Below are 17,488 nucleotides of genomic sequence, written 5' to 3' on the forward strand. Positions count from 1 at the left end.
GAATCGTAGGGTGGGCAAAGCGAAGCGTGCCCACCAGTTTGCGCGGAAGATGGTGGCACGGCGAAGACGCCTTTGCCCACCCTACGGCAGTGTCAATGCGTGGTGCGCAGCTCGCGCTCGCGCTGGATCACTTCGGTGGCGAGCCGCAGATACGCTTCGCTGCCGACGCATTTGAGATCGTAGACCAGGACCGGCTTGCCGTAAGACGGCGCTTCCGAGATGCGCACGTTGCGCGGGATCATGGTCTTGTAGACCTTCTCGCCCATGAACTGACGGACGTCGGCGACGACCTGGTTCGAGAGGTTGTTGCGCGAGTCGAACATGGTCAGCACGATGCCGTGGATCGACAGGTTCGGATTGAGCGTCGAGCGCACCTGCTCCACCGTCTGGAGCAATTGCGACAGACCTTCGAGCGCGAAGAACTCGCACTGGAGCGGCACCAGGATCGCATCGGAGGCCGCCATCGCGTTCACCGTGAGCAGGTTGAGCGACGGCGGGCAGTCGATCAGCACATAGGTGTAATCGGCGTCCGGCGAGACATTGTTGTTGAGCGCGCCGATGGCGTCGCGCAGCTTGAAGGCGCGGCCGGGCGTGGTGCCGAGCTCGAGCTCGAGGCCGGAGAGGTCCATGGTCGAGGGTGCGATGTGCAGCCGCGGCACCGCGGTCGACACTAAGGCTTCACGCAGAGGGGCTTCACCGATCAGCACGTCATAGGTCGAGCAGGAGCGATTGCGGCGGTCGATGCCGAGGCCGGTCGAGGCGTTGCCCTGCGGATCGAGATCGACGATCAGGACGCGCTCGCCGATCGCAGCGAGTGCCGTGCCAAGATTGATCGCTGTGGTTGTTTTTCCCACGCCGCCCTTCTGATTCGCCAGCGCGAGAATGCGCGGGTGGCCCTGCGGGACCTCAGCAGCCTGTTCTTGGGTGGCCTGTTCTTCGACGGTCTGTTCTTGCTGCGGTTCGTCAATCACGCTCATCGCAAATTCCCCACTCGACCCCTGAACGCCTTAGCGCCGCTCGACCGACGTCAGCTCGACGATCCAACCGTCGCCGGTACGGCTTTGGTGAAGCTGCGGTCGGATATTCCAATACTTAGCGGCTTCGGTCAATTCAGCCTCTACATCTTGACCCTTCGGAAATAACGCCTTTGCACCCTCGCGCATCAGCGGCTCCGCAAAGCCGATGAGTTGATGTAGCGGAGCCAGCGCACGCGCGGTGACGCAATCGACGGGGCCGGTGATTCTATCCACATTATCCCCGATCTCAGCGAGATGTACGACCCCCGGAGATGTGGTGACGCGGACCGCTTCGCGCAAAAAGGCGGCCTTCTTGGCGATTCGCTCGACGAGGTGGACGCTCGCGCCCGGCGTCCCGGCCATGGCACAGGCAAGGACGATTCCGGGAAAGCCGCCGCCGCTGCCGAGGTCGGCCCAGCGTTTGGCCGAAGGGGCGAGATCGACGAGCTGGAGCGAGTCGGCGATGTGCCGGGTCCAGAGCTGCGGCAGGGTCGAGGGCGCGACCAGATTGGTCTTGGCCTGCCATTCGCGGAGCAGCGCGATATAGCGATCGAGCCGTTCCTCGGTTTCACGTGAAACGGGGGCGAGCCTGAGCGCCGCGAGCTTGTCCGCAGCGATGATCGCGTCCAGCGACCGATCGTTGGCGCTGGCCTTATCGATCTTCGGCTTGATCGGCGTCGGCTCGGATCGGCGACTCGCGCCCTCGCCCGCCGATGGTTTCCCTGATGACGATCTGCCGCCCGGCCCGCGCTGTTTCACGTGAAACGCCTATGCGATCGCCTTTGAGGTCTTCCGTGCCTCGCGCCGGAGATAGGCCGCGAGGATGCCGAGCGCCGCCGGCGTCATACCGTCGATCCGGCCAGCCTGGCCGACGGTGAACGGCCGTGCCTTCTCCAGCTTGGCCCGCACCTCATTGGAAAGACCGGGGACCTGCTGGTAATCGACGTCCGACAGCACCATCCCCTCGTCTCGCCTGAAAGCTTCGACGTCGGCGCTCTGGCGCTCGAGATAGACGTCGTACTTCGCGTCGATCTCCAGATGGGTGGCAATGATCGGGTCGATCGCCGACAGCTCCGGCCAGATGGTCCGGACCTGGCTCCAGCCGATGTCCGGATAGGCCATCAACTCGAACGCCGAACGGCGCTGGCCGTCCCGGTTCAGGGACAGGCCGTGCTTGATCGCCTCGTTCGGCGTGATGGTCAGGGACTTCGACAGCGCCCTGGCCGCATTCAGAGCGTCCATCTTGGCGCGGTGATGCTGCGTCCGGGCACGCCCGACGCATCCGAGCGCAATCCCCTTCTCGGTGAGGCGTTGATCGGCGTTGTCCGCCCTCAGCGTCAGCCGGTACTCGGCGCGCGAGGTGAACATCCGATAGGGTTCGCTGATCCCGCGGGTGACGAGGTCGTCGATCATCACACCGAGATAGCCATCGGCACGGTCGAACACGGTCAGCGCGGCGCCGCTCGCGGCCAAAGCCGCGTTCAGGCCAGCCACAATGCCCTGCCCGGCAGCTTCCTCGTAGCCGGTGGTGCCGTTGATCTGACCGGCCAGGAACAGGCCGCGCAGACGCTTGGTCTGGAGGGTCGGATCGAGCTCGCGGGGATCGACGTGGTCGTACTCGATGGCATAGCCCGGACGGACCATCTTCACCTGCTCCAGGCCAGGAATGCTGGCGAGGATCGCGAGCTGGACCTCCTCCGGCAGCGAGGTCGAGATGCCGTTGGGATAGACGGTGCTATCGTCGAGCCCCTCCGGCTCCAGGAAGATCTGATGGCCGTCGCGGTCGCCAAAGCGGACGATCTTGTCCTCGATCGAGGGACAGTAGCGCGGTCCGGAGCTCTTGATCTGGCCGGAGTACATCGGGGAGCGATGGACGTTCGCGCGGATCACCTCATGGGTCGCGGAGGTCGTCCGGGTGATCCCGCACTGGATCTGCGGGGTCGTGATCCGCTCCGTCATGACCGAGAACGGCTCCGGAGGCTCGTCTCCGGGCTGCATCTCGACCGCGGACCAGTCGATCGTGGTGCCGTCCAGACGCGGCGGAGTCCCGGTCTTGAGCCGTCCAAGGGTGAAGCCGGCGCGCTCGAATGAGCTCGAAAGACCCATCGCCGGGGCTTCGCCGACCCGGCCGGCGGGCCAATTCTTCTCACCAAGATGGATCAGACCCCGGAGGAAGGTGCCGGTGGTGACGACGACAGCCCCTGCCCGAAGCTCCCGAGCGTCGGCCAGACGCAGTCCGATAACCTGCCCATCCGCTACGATCAGCTCGTCCGCCTCGCCCTCGATGACGGAAAGACCTTCGGTGTCCCGGATCGCGGCCTGCATGGCTGCGGCATAGAGCTTCCGGTCGGCCTGAGCCCGGGGACCGCGGACCGCCGGACCCTTGCGGCGGTTGAGAACGCGAAACTGAATGCCGCCGGCATCGCCGACCCGGCCCATCAGGCCATCGAGCGCATCGACCTCGCGGACCAGATGGCCCTTGCCGAGACCGCCAATGGCGGGATTGCAGGACATCGCGCCGACGGTGGAGAAACGGTGCGTCACCAGAGCGGTCGTCGCACCCATCCGGGCGGAAGCGGCCGCGGCTTCACAGCCGGCGTGGCCGCCGCCAATCACGATGACGTCGAAACTCTCTCGCTCTGTTCGCATGGGCGGACTTCTATCGCAGCGGCGGAGAAGCCGGAAGTGGAAACTGGGTGAAGCCGTTGTTTCACGTGAAACGGGGCGGCCAGCGGCAATGCGCATTTTCGCGAAAACAACCCCATGCACAGTAGAAAGAGCATTGAGCGGACTGCTGTTTCACGTGAAACAAGATGGGTCTAACCAGGAGAGAACTCCTGGCGAGATCTCGCACGGCTCTGGACGGGGTAGAGAAGGCACAAGCGATCGGCATGCTCCGTCATTGCGAGCGGAGCGAAGCAATCCAGAATCCCTCTGTGGAGGCAGTCTGGATTGCTTCGTCGCAAGGGCTCCTCGCAATGTCGGGATTGGGGGCCGAGTGTCGTTCACAGCCAAGACCGCTTGAGCAGCGAAATCGAAACTCCCGCCCAAATCTGCGGGCCCAGAAGCCGTAATGAGGGCCGCTCGCGTTTCACGTGAAACAGGCCGGAAGCGCCCACCACCTGTTTCAGTGAAACAGCAGGTAGCTCGTAGCCCGGATGGAGGACCGCGAAATCCGGGAAAGGTGTTCCGGCTGGGAGCCCGTCCCCGGATTGCGCTTCGCTTCATCTGGGCTACGAAACTGCACGCGTTCCACGTGAAACGGACCGGAACCCCATCCCGCTGCTGTTTCGCGTGAAACGCAAGAATTGGAGCAAGCGCTAGTTCTACAATGAAGAACTATTCCTACTTTCCGATGCAGAATTTTTGGAAGATGGCCCCGAGGACGTCCTCGACGTCGACCCGACCCAACAGGCGACCCAAGGCATAGGCCGCAGCACGCAGCTCTTCGGCGGCAAGCTCTTCGCCGTCTTCTACAAGCTCCAGGCTCCGGCGCAAGCTGTCTGACGCCCGGCGCAACAGATCTCGCTGGCGGGCCCGGGTCACCAATGCGCCCTCGGTCGTCGCGAAAAACTCGGCGGCGAATTTCACCAGAGCATCGATCAGGTCGGGAACGCCGTCCCCCCGGCTCGCGGAGATCCCGAACTCGCCGCGCCGCCCGACTTCCCCCGCCTCGCCCAGATCGATCTTGTTGCGGACGATCCAGACCGAGCCGCTCGATTGATCATGCCCGGGGCCGGACTTCATCAGCGATTGCATCGTGCCCGGATCGACGGCGCGCCCACCGTCCACCAACCACAGCACGAGGTCGGCATCTTCGGCTCGCGCTCGCGCCCGCCGCACGCCTTCCTGTTCCACGGGATCGTCGGTCTCGCGGATGCCAGCCGTATCGATCCCCGTGACCGGGTAGCCATCGAGATCGAGCTGCACCTCGATCACGTCGCGCGTGGTGCCGGCGTGCGGCGAGACGATCGCGACCTCGCGGCGCGCCAGTTGATTCATCAGCGTCGACTTGCCGACATTCGGCTCGCCGGCGATCGCGACGACCAGGCCGTCACGCAGGCGCTCAGAATGTCCCTGTGCCGCAAGGACTTCTGCGATTTCGTCATGCAGCGCTTTGATCGCTTTCACCGCCGGCGCCCTCAGCTCGGCCGGCACATCGCCCTCGTCGGAAAAATCGATGCCGGCCTCGATCAGCGCCGACGCCTCAATGATGCGCTCACGCCAATCGCGCGCGCGATCGCCGAGCAGGCCTTGCAACTGGCGCAGGGCCTGGCGGCGCTGGCGATCGGTATCGGCATGGATGAGATCGTCGAGGCCCTCGGCTTCGGTGAGATCGAGCTTGCCGTTCTCGAAGGCGCGCCGCGTGAACTCGCCGGGCTCGGCTGCGCGTGTATTCGGAATATAAGAAATCGCAGCGAGGAGTGTCGCGAGTACCGCGCGGCCGCCATGGACGTGAAATTCGGCGACGTCCTCGCCGGTCGCGCTGGCCGGCCCCGGAAACCAGAGCACGACCGCGTCGTCGAGCGGCTGGCCCGCGCCATCGCGGAGCAACCGGCGGCTGGCCTGTCTCGGCGCCGGCGGCTTGCCCGCGAGCCTCGTCAGGACCAGGCCGGCCTGCGATCCGGAGACCCGCACCACGGCGATCGCGCTCGGCGCACGGCCGGACGACAGCGCAAAGATGGTCTGGTCTCGCGGATGCATGGCCTATTTGTCCAGCTGGCGGGGAAAAGGCAAACGGCCCGTTCTCGCGATGCCGACGCCCCCTTTTGCCGCGCTCCGGCCCGCAGCAACCGCCATATTGCGCCGCAATATGCGGCGCAGCCCTTTGCTGCAGAAGTAGCCGCGCTCCGGCATCAAATAGTTAGCCAAAGTCGAGCATTACGTAAATATATCAACAACTTCCAGAAATCCCGGCTTTTCCCTGCTTCCATCGTTATGCTGCACTTCTTCCGCAGCAATGCCGCACAAAAGAAAAAGGGCGCCCGAAGGCGCCCTCTGATCTCATGCTGCATCGCACTCAGGTGTTCATCGAGTCGAAGAACTCCGAATTGCTCTTGGTCGAGCGCAACTTGTCGAGCAGGAAGTCGATCGCGTCCATCGTGCCCATCGGGTTGAGGATCCGGCGCAGCACGTACATCTTCTTAAGCACCTGCGTATCGGTGATGAGCTCCTCCTTGCGGGTGCCGGAGCGCGAGATGTCTATCGCCGGGAAGGTGCGCTTGTCCGAGACCTTGCGGTCCAGGATCAGTTCCGAGTTACCGGTGCCCTTGAACTCTTCGAAGATGACTTCGTCCATGCGGCTGCCGGTATCGACCAGCGCGGTCGCGATGATGGTCAGCGAGCCGCCCTCCTCGATGTTGCGGGCAGCACCGAAGAAGCGCTTGGGGCGCTGGAGCGCGTTGGCGTCGACACCGCCGGTCAGCACCTTGCCGGATGACGGCACCACGGTGTTGTAGGCGCGGCCGAGGCGGGTGATCGAATCGAGCAGGATCACGACGTCGCGACCATGCTCGACCAGACGTTTTGCTTTCTCGATCACCATCTCGGCGACCTGGACGTGGCGCACCGCCGGCTCGTCGAAGGTCGACGACACGACCTCGCCCTTCACCGACCGCTGCATGTCCGTGACTTCTTCCGGACGCTCGTCGATCAAAAGCACGATCAGATAGCATTCCGGATGATTGTGCGTGATCGAGTGCGCGATGTTCTGCATCAGCACCGTTTTACCCGTGCGCGGCGGCGCTACGATCAGCGCGCGCTGGCCCTTGCCGATCGGCGCGACGATGTCGATCACCCTTGCAGAAAGGTCTTTCCGGGTCGGATCGTCGATTTCCATGCGGAAACGCTGATTCGGAAACAGCGGCGTGAGGTTGTCGAAATTGACCTTGTGCTTGGCCTTTTCCGGGTCCTCGAAATTGAGTGTGTTGACCTTCAGCAGCGCGAAATAGCGCTCGCCCTCTTTCGGGCTGCGAATGTGGCCTTCGATGGTGTCGCCGGTGCGCAGGCCGAAACGGCGGATCTGCGAGGGCGAAACGTAGATGTCGTCCGGGCCCGGCAGATAATTCGCATCGGGCGAGCGGAGGAAGCCGAAGCCGTCGGAGAGCACCTCGACGACGCCTTCGCCGACGATGTCGGTTTCGGCGAGCGCAAGTTGCTTGAGGATGGCAAATAACAGCTCCTGCTTGCGCATGGTGCTGGCATTCTCGACCCCATTCTCTTCCGCGAACGAGACGAGCTCGGCCGGCGTCTTCGACTTGAGGTCCTGGAGTTTAATTTCCCGCATTGGGGTGGTCCTGTGGGGTAACCTTGGGAGGGGGTGCGAGGAGGCTCGGAAATGCGGACGTGAGAAGGTAAGGTCCGCAGGTCTGGCAAGGAGAGTGCCGATGAGGCTTCAAACCTGATGCGGTGTCCGGCCTCTGGAAAGCTCAGACAAAACCACATCCGCCTGCGTTGGGTGGGATATCGCTAATATAGAAAATCGCTTCCCACTCCGCAAGCCGAAGCGCTGAGCGATTCATCGCTAGCCTTGCCTAGAACGGCTTCACGATCACCATGATGACGATCAAAATCATCAGCGCAGTCGGCACCTCGTTGATAATTCGATAGAATTTCTGGCTACGCGGACGCCGGTCGGCGGCGAAATCCTTGCACCAGCGTGAAAAAAAGCCGTGGACCCCAGACATCGCCAGGACCAGTGCCAGTTTTACGTGCAGCCAGCCGAACGAGAACCAGTGGCCGGACCAGGCGAGATAGAGCCCGGCAAGCCATGTGACGATCATGGCAGGGTTGATGATCGCCTTGAGCAGCCGGCGTTCCATCACCTTGAACGTTTCCGACTGCTTCGAGCCGATCTCGGCCTCGGAGTGATAAACGAACAGCCGTGGCAGATAGAGCATGCCCGCCATCCAGGAGATGACGGCGATCACATGCAGCGCCTTGATCCAGAGATAGACGTCTTCGAACATTTTCTGCGCCCGGCTTTCTGTCCAGCGCAGGGAACGCTGGGGATAGTAAGAACTCGTTAAGGTCTCACCCTGCACACTTATCCGTCCATAGGGCCTTCCTTAAAACTAGAATCTTAGATTCTTAAGGTTTGAGTCTATGTGACCGTGAATTGGACTCACACAATTCCGTCCGCACGTTCACGCGCGCTTGTTCACATCCATCAACATATCCCTGACGCTTCCGGCGGCTTCCGATAAGTCGGCCAGCTTCAAAGGCTTGCGCGCTTCTGTCGGCAGCTTATCAAGGGAGTTGTCCGCGCAATCCCGTTCCCCTCTCGGCAGGGCGCCGAACTTGTTCCGATGGGCAGTGGTGTGAAGAAAATTGGCACTTGTCCCGTCCCTGGTGTCGCACAACCCTTTCCGAGGGGTTAAGGTCCACAGAAATCCACAAACCACACCGCCTCCATACAAAGGGCTTTTGTGCCGACCTCGAACAATTATTTCCATCTCCACCTGGTCTCCGACTCCACCGGTGAGACGCTGATCACCGTCGCGCGCGCCGTCGCGGCGCAGTACGCCAACGTCACCCCGGTCGAGCATGTCTATCCCTTGGTGCGCAGCCAGAAGCAGCTCGATCGTGTGCTCGACGAGATCGAGGAGGCGCCGGGGATCGTGCTGTTCACGCTGCTGGAGAAGGATCTGGTCTCCCGGCTCGAGGACAAGTGCAAGCAGATCAACGTTCCGAGCCTGTCGATCATCGGGCCGGTGATGCAATTGTTCGAAGCCTATCTCGGCGCCGCGACCACGGGCCGCGTCGGCGCTCAGCACGTTCTCAACGCGGAATATTTCAAGCGCATCGACGCGCTGAACTACACGATGATCCACGATGACGGCCAGCATGTCGAAGGCCTCGACGATGCCGACGTGGTGCTCGTCGGTGTGTCCCGCACCTCCAAGACACCGACGTCGATCTATCTGGCCAATCGCGGTATCCGTACCGCCAACGTGCCGCTGGTGCCGGGCATTCCGGTGCCGGAGCAGTTGGGGAAGCTGACGCGGCCGCTGGTGGTGAGCCTGCATGCGACGCCGGAACGCCTGATCCAGGTGCGCCAGAACCGCCTGCTCTCGATGGGTGCCGATTCCAGCGGCGACACCTATACCGACAGGCAGGCGGTCGCCGACGAGGTCGCGTTCGCGCGCAAGCTGAGCGCCAAACACGACTGGCCGCTGCTCGACGTCACGCGGCGATCGATCGAGGAAACCGCCGCGGCGATCATGAAGCTTTACAGTGATCGCCAGCGCAATCGGCCCACGGAATAGTTCAGGCGATGTCTCTCTGGCGCGGCGAAACTCCGTTGATACTGGCCTCGCAGAGCAGCGCGCGAAAGATGCTGCTGGCCAGTGCCGGACTGGAGTTCAAGGCGATTACGGCCGATATCGACGAGCGCGGCATTCAGGCCGCCTCGAAACTTTCAGGCCCGCATGACATCGCCCTGCTGCTGGCGCGCGAGAAGGCCAAGGCGGTCTCGGCCGGTCATCCGGGGAGCTATGTGATCGGTGCCGACCAGACCCTGGCTCTGGGCGAGCGTCTCTTCAACAAGCCCGCAGGCCGCGCGCAGGCGATGGCGCAACTGCTCGACCTCGCCGGCAAAAGCCACGCGCTGAATTCCGCGGTGGCCGTGGCGCGAGATACCAAGATCGTTTTCGAGGATGTTTCGGTGGCCCGCATGACCATGCGGCCGATGACCGAGACGGAGCTGTCGATCTATCTCGACGCCGCCGGCGATGCGGTGACGACCAGCGTCGGCGCCTATCAGCTCGAAGGCCTCGGCAGCCATCTGTTCGAGCGCATCGAGGGTGACCATTTCACCATTCTCGGCCTGCCGCTGCTGCCGTTGCTTGCGTTCCTGCGGCGCGAACGGCTAGTTGCTGTGTGAATGACAGAGATGGCTGCGTGCAGATGCGGATCCTTGGACTGACCGGCTCGATCGGGATGGGAAAATCCACCACCGCGAAATTGTTCGCGGAGGCCGGCGTTCCCGTCTACGACGCAGATGCTGCCGTCCATCAGCTCTACGAGGGCGAGGCCGCGCCCGCGATCGAGGCCGCCTTCCCCGGCACCACCGCGAACGGCAAGGTGGATCGCCCAAAACTGTCCGCGCGCGTCGTGCATGATCCGGCCGCGATCAAGCAGCTCGAGCAGATCGTTCATCCGATGCTCGGCGCCTCCCGGCAAAAATTCTTCGCCGATGCGGAAGCAGGCAAGGCGCCCGTCGTGGTGCTGGATATCCCGCTGCTGTTCGAAACCGGCGGCGAGAAGCGGGTCGACGCCGTCGTCGTGGTGTCGACCTCGCCGGAACTCCAGCGCAAGCGTGTGCTGGAGCGCGGCACGATGGACGAGGCCAAGCTCGACGCGATCATCGCCAAACAGACGCCGGATGCCGAGAAGCGCAAGCGGGCCGATTTCGTAGTGGATACGTCACACGGACTTGAACCCGTCCGCGCCCAAATCACGCACATTCTGGCCGAGGTCGTTAAGATGCCGCAGCGGCGAGCCTGATTCGCTGCCTCACACGGCTTCCTAGATCATGCGTGAAATCGTTCTCGACACCGAAACCACCGGCCTCGATCCGCTCCGCGGCGATCGCCTGGTCGAAATCGGCTGCGTCGAGATTTTCAACCGCATGCCGACGGGCCAGACGTATCACGTCTATATCAATCCCGAACGGGACATGCCGGCGGAAGCCTTTGCGGTGCACGGGCTGTCGGCCGAGTTCCTGTCGACCAAGCCGCTGTTCCACGAGGTAGTCGATCCGTTTCTGGAGTTCATCGGCGATGCGCCGCTGGTGATCCACAACGCTTCGTTCGACATCGGCTTCATCAACGCCGAGCTCGACAAGGTCAAACGCGTCGCGATCCCGCGCGAACGGCTGGTCGATACGCTGCTCTTGGCGCGCCGCAAGCATCCGGGCGTGTCGAACCGGCTCGATGATCTCTGCTCGCGCTATTCGATCGACAATTCACACCGCACCAAGCACGGCGCGCTGCTCGATGCCGAACTCTTGGCCGAAGTTTATGTCGATCTGGTCGGGGCGCGGCAATCGCAGTTGCTCCTCGCTTCGAAAGGCGAGGACATTCGCATCAATGCGGCTGGCGATGCGCCGCGGCGGCAGCGGGCCGTGCCGCTCGCGCCACGGATTTCCGATGCCGAGCGCGAAGCCCATCGGGCCTTCATCGCAACGCTCGGCGACAAGGCGATCTGGAACGAGTTCCTGCCCGCTCCAGCCACCCCTCCGGCCGGTTAGGCCTGACCGCTTGGCTGCTGGGCGGCCATTTGCCGCTCCATGTTCTGACGATAGAGACCGACGAAGTCGACCGGATCCAGCATCAGGGGCGGGAACCCGCCGTCGCGCACGGCGGTTGCGATGATCTCGCGGGCGAACGGGAACAGCAGACGCGGGCATTCGATCATGACCAGCGGATGCAGGTTCTCCTTCGGCACGTTGGTGATGCGGAACACGCCGGCATAGGCGAGCTCGAACGAGAACATGATCTTACCGGCGGTCTCGGCCTTGCCCTCGACCGACAGCGTCACCTCGAACTCGGTTTCGCTGAGATTGATGGCGTTGACGTTGATCTGGATGTTGATCTGGGGCGGCTGGCCCTGCTGCTGGAGCGAGGTCGGCGCGTTCGGATTCTCGAACGAAAGGTCCTTGATATACTGCGCCAGAACGTTGAGCTGGGCAGCCTGGGCCGCCTCGGGAGGGGTGCCGTTGCCGTTGGTCATGAGAGTCTCTCCTTACCCGATTGGGGCTGAATTTCGCGGCGGTTGGCTAACATAGGGCCCCCTCACTCCACAAGGACGAACGGTCCCGGATCGGGTATCCGCGCCGCGCCCGCAATTGTGACGTTCCCCCGGCCCTCCTGACGAAATCGCGCGTTAAACGATTGAAGATGCGCGATTTCCGGGCAGGATCGGGTTTCCCCTTAAGCATAAAACGCGCTACACTCAGCGCTGTGCCAAAAGGCGCCATTGGCCGGGCAAGATTTCGTGCCTACATCCCGAGGACCAGACGCGCGGACCTAAAATGGCGATGTAGACTTGCCGTTCCCGTATGGAACGGTCTACTGGCCGGATTGATTTTCCCGGCGACGACCGAGACGGCCCCCTTTTAGCGAAGACCAGAAAGCGAATACGACGTGGACATCTACACCATCATCTTCCTGGCGCTGGCGGTCTTCATCTTTCTGAGGCTGCGCAGCGTGCTGGGACAGCGGACGGGTAACGAGCGGCCGCCGTTCGACCGCACCGCCGCCCGCAATGCGCTGGGGGGTGCCCAGGACAAGAACGTCGTGACCATGCCGGGCAAGGTGATCGACCAGGCCCCGCTGGCGCCGACCGCCGAGCCGGCTCCGCCCTCCGACCGCTGGAAGGGCCTGACCGAACCGGGCACCGCGCTCGCCCAGGGCCTCGACGCCATCGTCGACAAGGACTCCACCTTCGACCCGCGCCATTTCATCTCGGGCGCCCGCGGTGCCTATGAGATGATCGTGCTGGCCTTTGCCAATGGCGACCGCCGCGCGCTGCGCGACCTGCTGTCGTCGGAGGTCTATGACAGCTTCGACGCCGCCATCAAGGAACGCGAGAAGAACGAGCAGAAGACCGAGACGCGTTTCGTCTCGATCGACAAGGCCGAGCTCGTCGGCGCCGAACTGCGGGACCGCACGGCTCAGCTCACCATCCGATTCGTCTCGCAGATGATCTCGGCCACCCGCGACAAGAGCGGCAATATCGTCGACGGTAGTGCGGACACGGTCGCCGACATCACCGACATCTGGACCTTCGCCCGCGATATCACCTCTCGCGATCCAAACTGGAAGCTGGTTGGCACCGGAAGCGCGAATTAAGAATTTCCTGAAGAACAGCGCGGCGGCGCTTTGCGCAGGTGCCGTCGTGCTGTCGTCGTTTTCGCTCGGCGCCGAGGCGGCGCGGCGTCACTATCGCAGCCATCACCATCATCTCCCTGCACTTGCCGCCGCCCCGCCGCGGGCCTTGCCCTATCCGCAGCTCCCTTTGCCGTTCGAAATCCCCGGCGCGCAATATCTGCCGCTGACTTGGGCGGACGTGAAAGGCTGGAGCGACGACGACCATCTGGCCGCCTACAAAACGTTCCGCGCGAGCTGCCGGACGATCAACGCGCAGACCGGTGCGGCCGAACCGAAGGCGCTTGGCGGCTCGCTGAGCGAGCCCTGCCGTGCCGCCAAGTCGCTCGAGCTCACCGACGACGCCAAAGCCAGGACGTTCTTCGAAGAGAATTTTGCACCGCTGCGGATCTCGCGCCTCGGCGAGCCCGACGGTTTCGTCACCGGCTATTACGAGCCGGTGCTGGAGGGATCGCGCACGCAGACCGATGTTTTCAACGTGCCGGTCTATCGCCGGCCCTCGAACCTGTTTGTGCGCGGCTACAAGCAGGACTCGGTCAGCCTGCCCAACAAGGGCCCGGTCTATCGCAAGATCGGCCGCCGCAAGCTGGTGCCCTATTACGATCGCGGCGAGATCGAGGACGGCAAGATCGCCGGCCGCGGGCTGGAGATCGCCTGGCTGAAGGACCCAACCGATCTGCTGTTCGCCCAGATCCAGGGCTCGGCGCGGATCAAGTTCGACGACGGCGGCACGGTCCGGCTGAATTACGACGCCTATAACGGCTTTCCCTATACGGCTGTCGGTCGTGTCCTGATCGAGCGCGGCATCATTCCGAAGGAAGAGATGTCGATGCAGAAGATCAGGGAGTGGATGGCGCAGAACCCCGATGGCGCCAAGGATCTGCGCCGTCAGAACCGTTCCTACATCTTCTTCCGCGAGGTCAACCTCTCCGACAAGGAAGAAGCGGTGGGTGCGCAGGGCATTCCGCTGACCGCCGGCCGCTCGATCGCGGTTGACAAGGCGCTGCACGTCTACGGCACGCCGTTCTTCATCGAGGGCGAGCTGCCGATCGATTCCGAACGCTCCAAGACGCCGTTCCACCGGCTGATGATCGCGCAGGATACCGGCTCGGCCATCATCGGCCCCGCGCGCGCCGATCTCTATTTCGGCGCCGGCGCGGATGCCGGCCGCGTCTCCGGACGGCTGCGCCATCCCATGCACTTTGTCATGTTGGTACCGAAGGGCCTCGATCCCACGTCGCGCGCCGCCCGGCTGCCGGTGCCGGACCCGCGTCCCTCGGACAAGATCGCAAGGCTGTTTCCGCAGACCGATCCTACCAAGGATTCGGTCAAGGATCAGACCAAGCCGGCGGCTCCAGCGGCGGCCGTGGAACAAGGCAAAGGTGAGACAGTCGCCGTTGCCAATCCGGTCCCGTTGCCGGTGCCGCGTCCGGTGATAGAGCCCGATCAGGAGCCGCGGCGGCCGGTCAAGAATCGTCCCCATCGGCAGCAATGAAGCGATCGTCCCGTCCGCCCGTGCTGGAGCCTCGTCCCTCGCCGCGCCGCCGCGCGCTGAGCGAGGAGGAGCGCGCGCTGTGGGATGCGGTCGCAAAACAGATCAAGCCGCTGCGGAAGCATCGCGCGGCAAAGACGCATGCCCCGCCGCGCATCGAGCCTTCACCGGCAGCGCCGGCCTCGCGATCTGCGCCATCGCCACGGCCGATCGCTGCCGCGCCGGCGGTGCGCGTCGCAAAGCCCGCCATGCCGCCGCTGGCACCGCTGGGCAAGCGCGAGCGCACAAAATTGTCGCGCGGCCGCAGCGAGATCGAAGCGCGGCTCGATCTGCACGGCATGACCCAGATACGCGCCCATCGGGCCCTGACCGGCTTCCTGCACCGCGCCCATCAGGACGGCCTGACCTTCGTGCTCGTCATCACCGGCAAGGGACGGAGCGGCGGCGAAAGCGGCGTGCTCCGCCGCCAGGTGCCGGAATGGCTGAGCCTGCCGGAATTCCGCGCCTTCGTCGTCGGCTTCGAGGAGGCGCATATCGGCCATGGCGGCGAGGGCGCGCTCTATGTGCGGATACGCCGGGCGAGGTATTAGAACGGCCGGACGATTCCGACGCGCGGGATCAGTGTGAGGATCAGGCCGAAGATATTTGTCTTCCGATCCTCCGACGCGATCAGCGGTGCATTGTATTTGGCCGGCAGCATCTTCACCGCATGCAGGATCAGGAACAGGCAGACCGCCCAGTTCGAGATCCAGCGCGAATAGTCGAACACCATCGCGAACATCACGAGATAGGCGAGGCTGATGCCGATCAGCGCCGCGATGACGAGGCGCCGGTGCATGTCGTTCGCGAGCGCGCCGATCAGGTTCGCAAGATAGCGCCAGAGTGGCGTGTGCAGCCAGATCAGCAGGGCAAACACCGGCACGCCGAGGATGTTGTGGGGCAGGCGGCCCCAGGTATCCGAAACCTCCTTCGCCAGCGGCTGGTACCAGATGTAGGCGAATTGCAGCAGGTCGGTCCGCGCCGGATCTGCCATCCGGGTCTTCAGATACGCAACGAAATCCGCTTCGGGGATCGGCATCGTTCCCAAAAACTGCGCCGCGAAGAACAGCGCGCTCACGCCAAGCAATGCGACCAAGCCGAATGCGGCATTCGCTCTGGTGACGCCATGCGCGAGGTAGTGCCTGATCACGACGATGGTGATGATCGTCGGCACATACATCAGGAGATGAATGTGGTGGATCAGCACGAGGACGATCGAGAACAGCGCGGCCGTCGCGACGAACAGCAGCGAGCCGGCCGGCATCAGCAGCAGGATCAGCGCGAGTGCGCAGCCATAGATGTCGAAATGGCCGAGCGTGTGCATGAAGTTCTTGAGAAAGAACGGCGAGCCCGCGATGAAGACGAACAGCGGCAGCGTCTTCGCGGTGAAGCCGAACGTCTTCTGAAATAATCTGGCGTACAGTCCCAGCGTCACCAGCCACGTCGCTCCGCCGAGCGCGAACACCAGCCAAACCGGCACCTTGTCCGTGAACAGCGCGACGATGGCGCCGATCAGCGCGCGCTTGATGAAGCCGAAATGGTAGTCGACGAGGAGGTGGATGTAGGGGACGTAAGGCGGCAGCTGGATCTTGTGGACGAACACGCCGACGATGACCGCGGCGTTGATCGCGAGCAGGAGACGCCAGGGGTTTTGCAGGATGTGCGCGGTCACGCCGCATCAATAGCGCGGCAGCGCCGAATTACAAAATGAACCGGCTCAGATCGGCGTTCTTGGCGAGGTCGCCGACGTGCTTCTGCACGAAATCCGCATCGACCTTGACGGTCTCGCCGCTGCGGTCGGGGGCGGTGAAGGAGATTTCGTCCAGCACCCGTTCCATCACCGTCTGGAGCCGCCGCGCGCCGATGTTTTCGACGGTGGAATTGACGGCGACCGCGACGTCGGCGAGCGCGTCGATGGCGCTGTCGGTGATGTCGAGCGTCACGCCCTCGGTCTGCAGCAGCGCGACATATTGCTTGATCAGCGACGCCTCGGGCTCGGTCAGGATACGGCGCATGTCGTCGCGGGTCAGGGCCTGAAGTTCGACGCGGATCGGCAGGCGGCCCTGCAATTCCGGCAACAGGTCGGACGGCTTCGCGACGTGGAAGGCGCCGGACGCAATGAACAGGATGTGATCGGTCTTCACCGCACCGTGCTTGGTCGAGACCGTGGTGCCTTCGATCAATGGCAACAGGTCACGCTGCACGCCCTCGCGCGAGACGTCGCCGCCGACCCGGCCGTCGCGCGCGCAGATCTTGTCGATCTCGTCCAGGAACACGATGCCGTTATTCTCGACCGCGCTGATCGCCTCCAGCGTCAATTGGTCGGTATCCAGCAGCTTGTCGGATTCCTCGTTGACGAGGATCTCGTGCGAGTTCTCCACCGTCAGTCGCCGCGTCTTGCTGCGGCCACCCAACTTGCCGAAGATGTCGCCGAGCGACACCGCGCCCATCTGCGCGCCAGGCATGCCCGGGATCTCGAACATCGGCATGCCGCCGCCCGAGGACTGCGTCTCGATCTCGATTTCCTTGTCGTTGAGCTCGCCGGCGCGCAGCTTCTTGCGGAACGATTCGCGCGTTGCCTGGCTGGAATTGGCGCCGACCAGCGCGTCGAGCACGCGCTCCTCGGCGGCGAGCTGCGCGCGTGCCTGCACGTCCTTGCGCTTGCGCTCGCGCACCTGGGCGATCGCGACCTCGACGAGATCGCGCACGATCTGCTCGACGTCGCGGCCGACATAGCCGACCTCGGTGAATTTCGTCGCTTCCACCTTCAGGAACGGCGCGTTCGCGAGCTTGGCGAGCCGTCGCGCGATCTCCGTCTTGCCGACGCCGGTGGGGCCGATCATCAAGATATTCTTCGGGAGTACCTCTTCGCGCAAGGAGCCGGAGAGCTGCTGCCGCCGCCAGCGGTTGCGCAGCGCGATCGAGACGGCGCGCTTGGCATCGGCCTGGCCGACGATGAAACGGTCGAGTTCGGAGACGATTTCGCGGGGAGAGAAGTCTGTCATGGGACCTTAGCTAGGATCAGATGCGGGTCGGGACAAGCCGCATTT

At 63.6% G+C, this 17,488-nt stretch carries 16 protein-coding genes; 7 read left to right on the top strand and 9 right to left on the bottom strand.

The genetic code is table 11. From position 1 onward, the window contains the following. Positions 1–92: 92 nt before the first annotated feature. The 6 genes from AC5ZFO_RS04805 to hemJ all read right to left on the bottom strand — a co-directional run bounded on the left by AC5ZFO_RS04805 (position 93) and on the right by hemJ (position 7,984). Positions 93–977, bottom strand: coding sequence for a ParA family protein (locus AC5ZFO_RS04805; protein WP_282521751.1), 885 nt, complete (start codon positions 975–977; stop codon positions 93–95). Between the two features lie 30 nt (positions 978–1,007). After that, entirely contained in the window at positions 1,008–1,688 is a 681-nt protein-coding gene (gene rsmG, locus AC5ZFO_RS04810) for a 16S rRNA (guanine(527)-N(7))-methyltransferase RsmG (RefSeq protein ID WP_404979812.1), read from the bottom strand. 96 nt (positions 1,689–1,784) lie between these two features. After that, positions 1,785–3,665 carry a tRNA uridine-5-carboxymethylaminomethyl(34) synthesis enzyme MnmG gene (gene mnmG, locus AC5ZFO_RS04815; protein ID WP_496121549.1) on the bottom strand — a complete coding sequence of 627 codons (1,881 nt, stop codon included), beginning with the start codon at positions 3,663–3,665 and terminating at the stop codon, positions 1,785–1,787. A gap of 696 nt (positions 3,666–4,361) precedes the next feature. After that, the gene (mnmE, locus tag AC5ZFO_RS04820; protein ID WP_496121550.1) at positions 4,362–5,720 is read right to left on the bottom strand and encodes a tRNA uridine-5-carboxymethylaminomethyl(34) synthesis GTPase MnmE; all 1,359 of its coding nucleotides are present in this window, start codon (positions 5,718–5,720) and stop codon (positions 4,362–4,364) included. A gap of 316 nt (positions 5,721–6,036) precedes the next feature. After that, the gene (rho, locus tag AC5ZFO_RS04825) at positions 6,037–7,302 is read right to left on the bottom strand and encodes a transcription termination factor Rho (RefSeq protein ID WP_014490793.1); all 1,266 of its coding nucleotides are present in this window, start codon (positions 7,300–7,302) and stop codon (positions 6,037–6,039) included. 247 nt (positions 7,303–7,549) lie between these two features. Next, the gene (hemJ, locus tag AC5ZFO_RS04830; protein WP_028150172.1) at positions 7,550–7,984 is read right to left on the bottom strand and encodes a protoporphyrinogen oxidase HemJ; all 435 of its coding nucleotides are present in this window, start codon (positions 7,982–7,984) and stop codon (positions 7,550–7,552) included. A 459-nt stretch (positions 7,985–8,443) separates the two neighbouring features. On the opposite strand from hemJ, the gene AC5ZFO_RS04835 reads away from it, so the two are divergent. From AC5ZFO_RS04835 to dnaQ, 4 genes are read left to right on the top strand one after another with little or no spacing between them, the layout of a single operon-like run. After that, on the top strand, positions 8,444–9,283 hold the full coding sequence (locus AC5ZFO_RS04835) for a pyruvate, water dikinase regulatory protein (protein WP_282521746.1): 840 nt from the start codon (positions 8,444–8,446) through the stop codon (positions 9,281–9,283). Positions 9,284–9,291: 8 nt separating this feature from the next. Beyond that, positions 9,292–9,900 (top strand): Maf family protein, encoded by a 609-nt coding sequence (locus AC5ZFO_RS04840; protein ID WP_282521745.1) that lies wholly within the window; start codon positions 9,292–9,294, stop codon positions 9,898–9,900. Positions 9,901–9,923: 23 nt separating this feature from the next. Continuing rightward, positions 9,924–10,523 (top strand): dephospho-CoA kinase, encoded by a 600-nt coding sequence (coaE, locus tag AC5ZFO_RS04845; protein ID WP_282521839.1) that lies wholly within the window; start codon positions 9,924–9,926, stop codon positions 10,521–10,523. Between the two features lie 28 nt (positions 10,524–10,551). Continuing rightward, the gene (dnaQ, locus tag AC5ZFO_RS04850) at positions 10,552–11,268 is read left to right on the top strand and encodes a DNA polymerase III subunit epsilon (protein ID WP_282521744.1); all 717 of its coding nucleotides are present in this window, start codon (positions 10,552–10,554) and stop codon (positions 11,266–11,268) included. On the opposite strand, the gene secB is transcribed toward dnaQ, so the two are convergent. Beyond that, on the bottom strand, positions 11,265–11,750 hold the full coding sequence (gene secB, locus AC5ZFO_RS04855; protein WP_282521743.1) for a protein-export chaperone SecB: 486 nt from the start codon (positions 11,748–11,750) through the stop codon (positions 11,265–11,267). The two genes, dnaQ and secB, sit on opposite strands and share 4 nt — an antisense overlap. 413 nt (positions 11,751–12,163) lie before the next feature. Between secB and AC5ZFO_RS04860 the strand changes: the two genes are divergently transcribed. The 3 genes from AC5ZFO_RS04860 to AC5ZFO_RS04870 are packed head-to-tail and all read left to right on the top strand — an operon-like array spanning position 12,164 to position 14,989. Continuing rightward, the gene (locus AC5ZFO_RS04860; RefSeq protein ID WP_014490800.1) at positions 12,164–12,871 is read left to right on the top strand and encodes a Tim44/TimA family putative adaptor protein; all 708 of its coding nucleotides are present in this window, start codon (positions 12,164–12,166) and stop codon (positions 12,869–12,871) included. Further along, positions 12,849–14,402 (top strand): murein transglycosylase A, encoded by a 1,554-nt coding sequence (gene mltA / locus AC5ZFO_RS04865; protein ID WP_282521742.1) that lies wholly within the window; start codon positions 12,849–12,851, stop codon positions 14,400–14,402. The genes AC5ZFO_RS04860 and mltA overlap by 23 nt, the downstream gene beginning before the upstream one ends. Then, complete coding sequence (locus AC5ZFO_RS04870) at positions 14,399–14,989, top strand: Smr/MutS family protein (RefSeq protein ID WP_282521741.1); 591 nt, start codon at positions 14,399–14,401, stop codon at positions 14,987–14,989. Before mltA ends, AC5ZFO_RS04870 begins: the two co-directional genes overlap by 4 nt. Here the strand turns inward: AC5ZFO_RS04870 and AC5ZFO_RS04875 are convergent. Both AC5ZFO_RS04875 and hslU read right to left on the bottom strand, forming a co-directional pair. Continuing rightward, the gene (locus AC5ZFO_RS04875) at positions 14,986–16,110 is read right to left on the bottom strand and encodes a hypothetical protein (protein ID WP_282521740.1); all 1,125 of its coding nucleotides are present in this window, start codon (positions 16,108–16,110) and stop codon (positions 14,986–14,988) included. The genes AC5ZFO_RS04870 and AC5ZFO_RS04875 overlap by 4 nt on opposite strands. A 28-nt stretch (positions 16,111–16,138) precedes the next feature. Continuing rightward, positions 16,139–17,443, bottom strand: a complete 1,305-nt coding sequence (gene hslU, locus AC5ZFO_RS04880; RefSeq protein ID WP_282521739.1) for an ATP-dependent protease ATPase subunit HslU — start codon at positions 17,441–17,443, stop codon at positions 16,139–16,141. Positions 17,444–17,488 lie beyond the last annotated feature (45 nt).

Source organism: Bradyrhizobium sp. Unk1 (assembly GCF_059512345.1).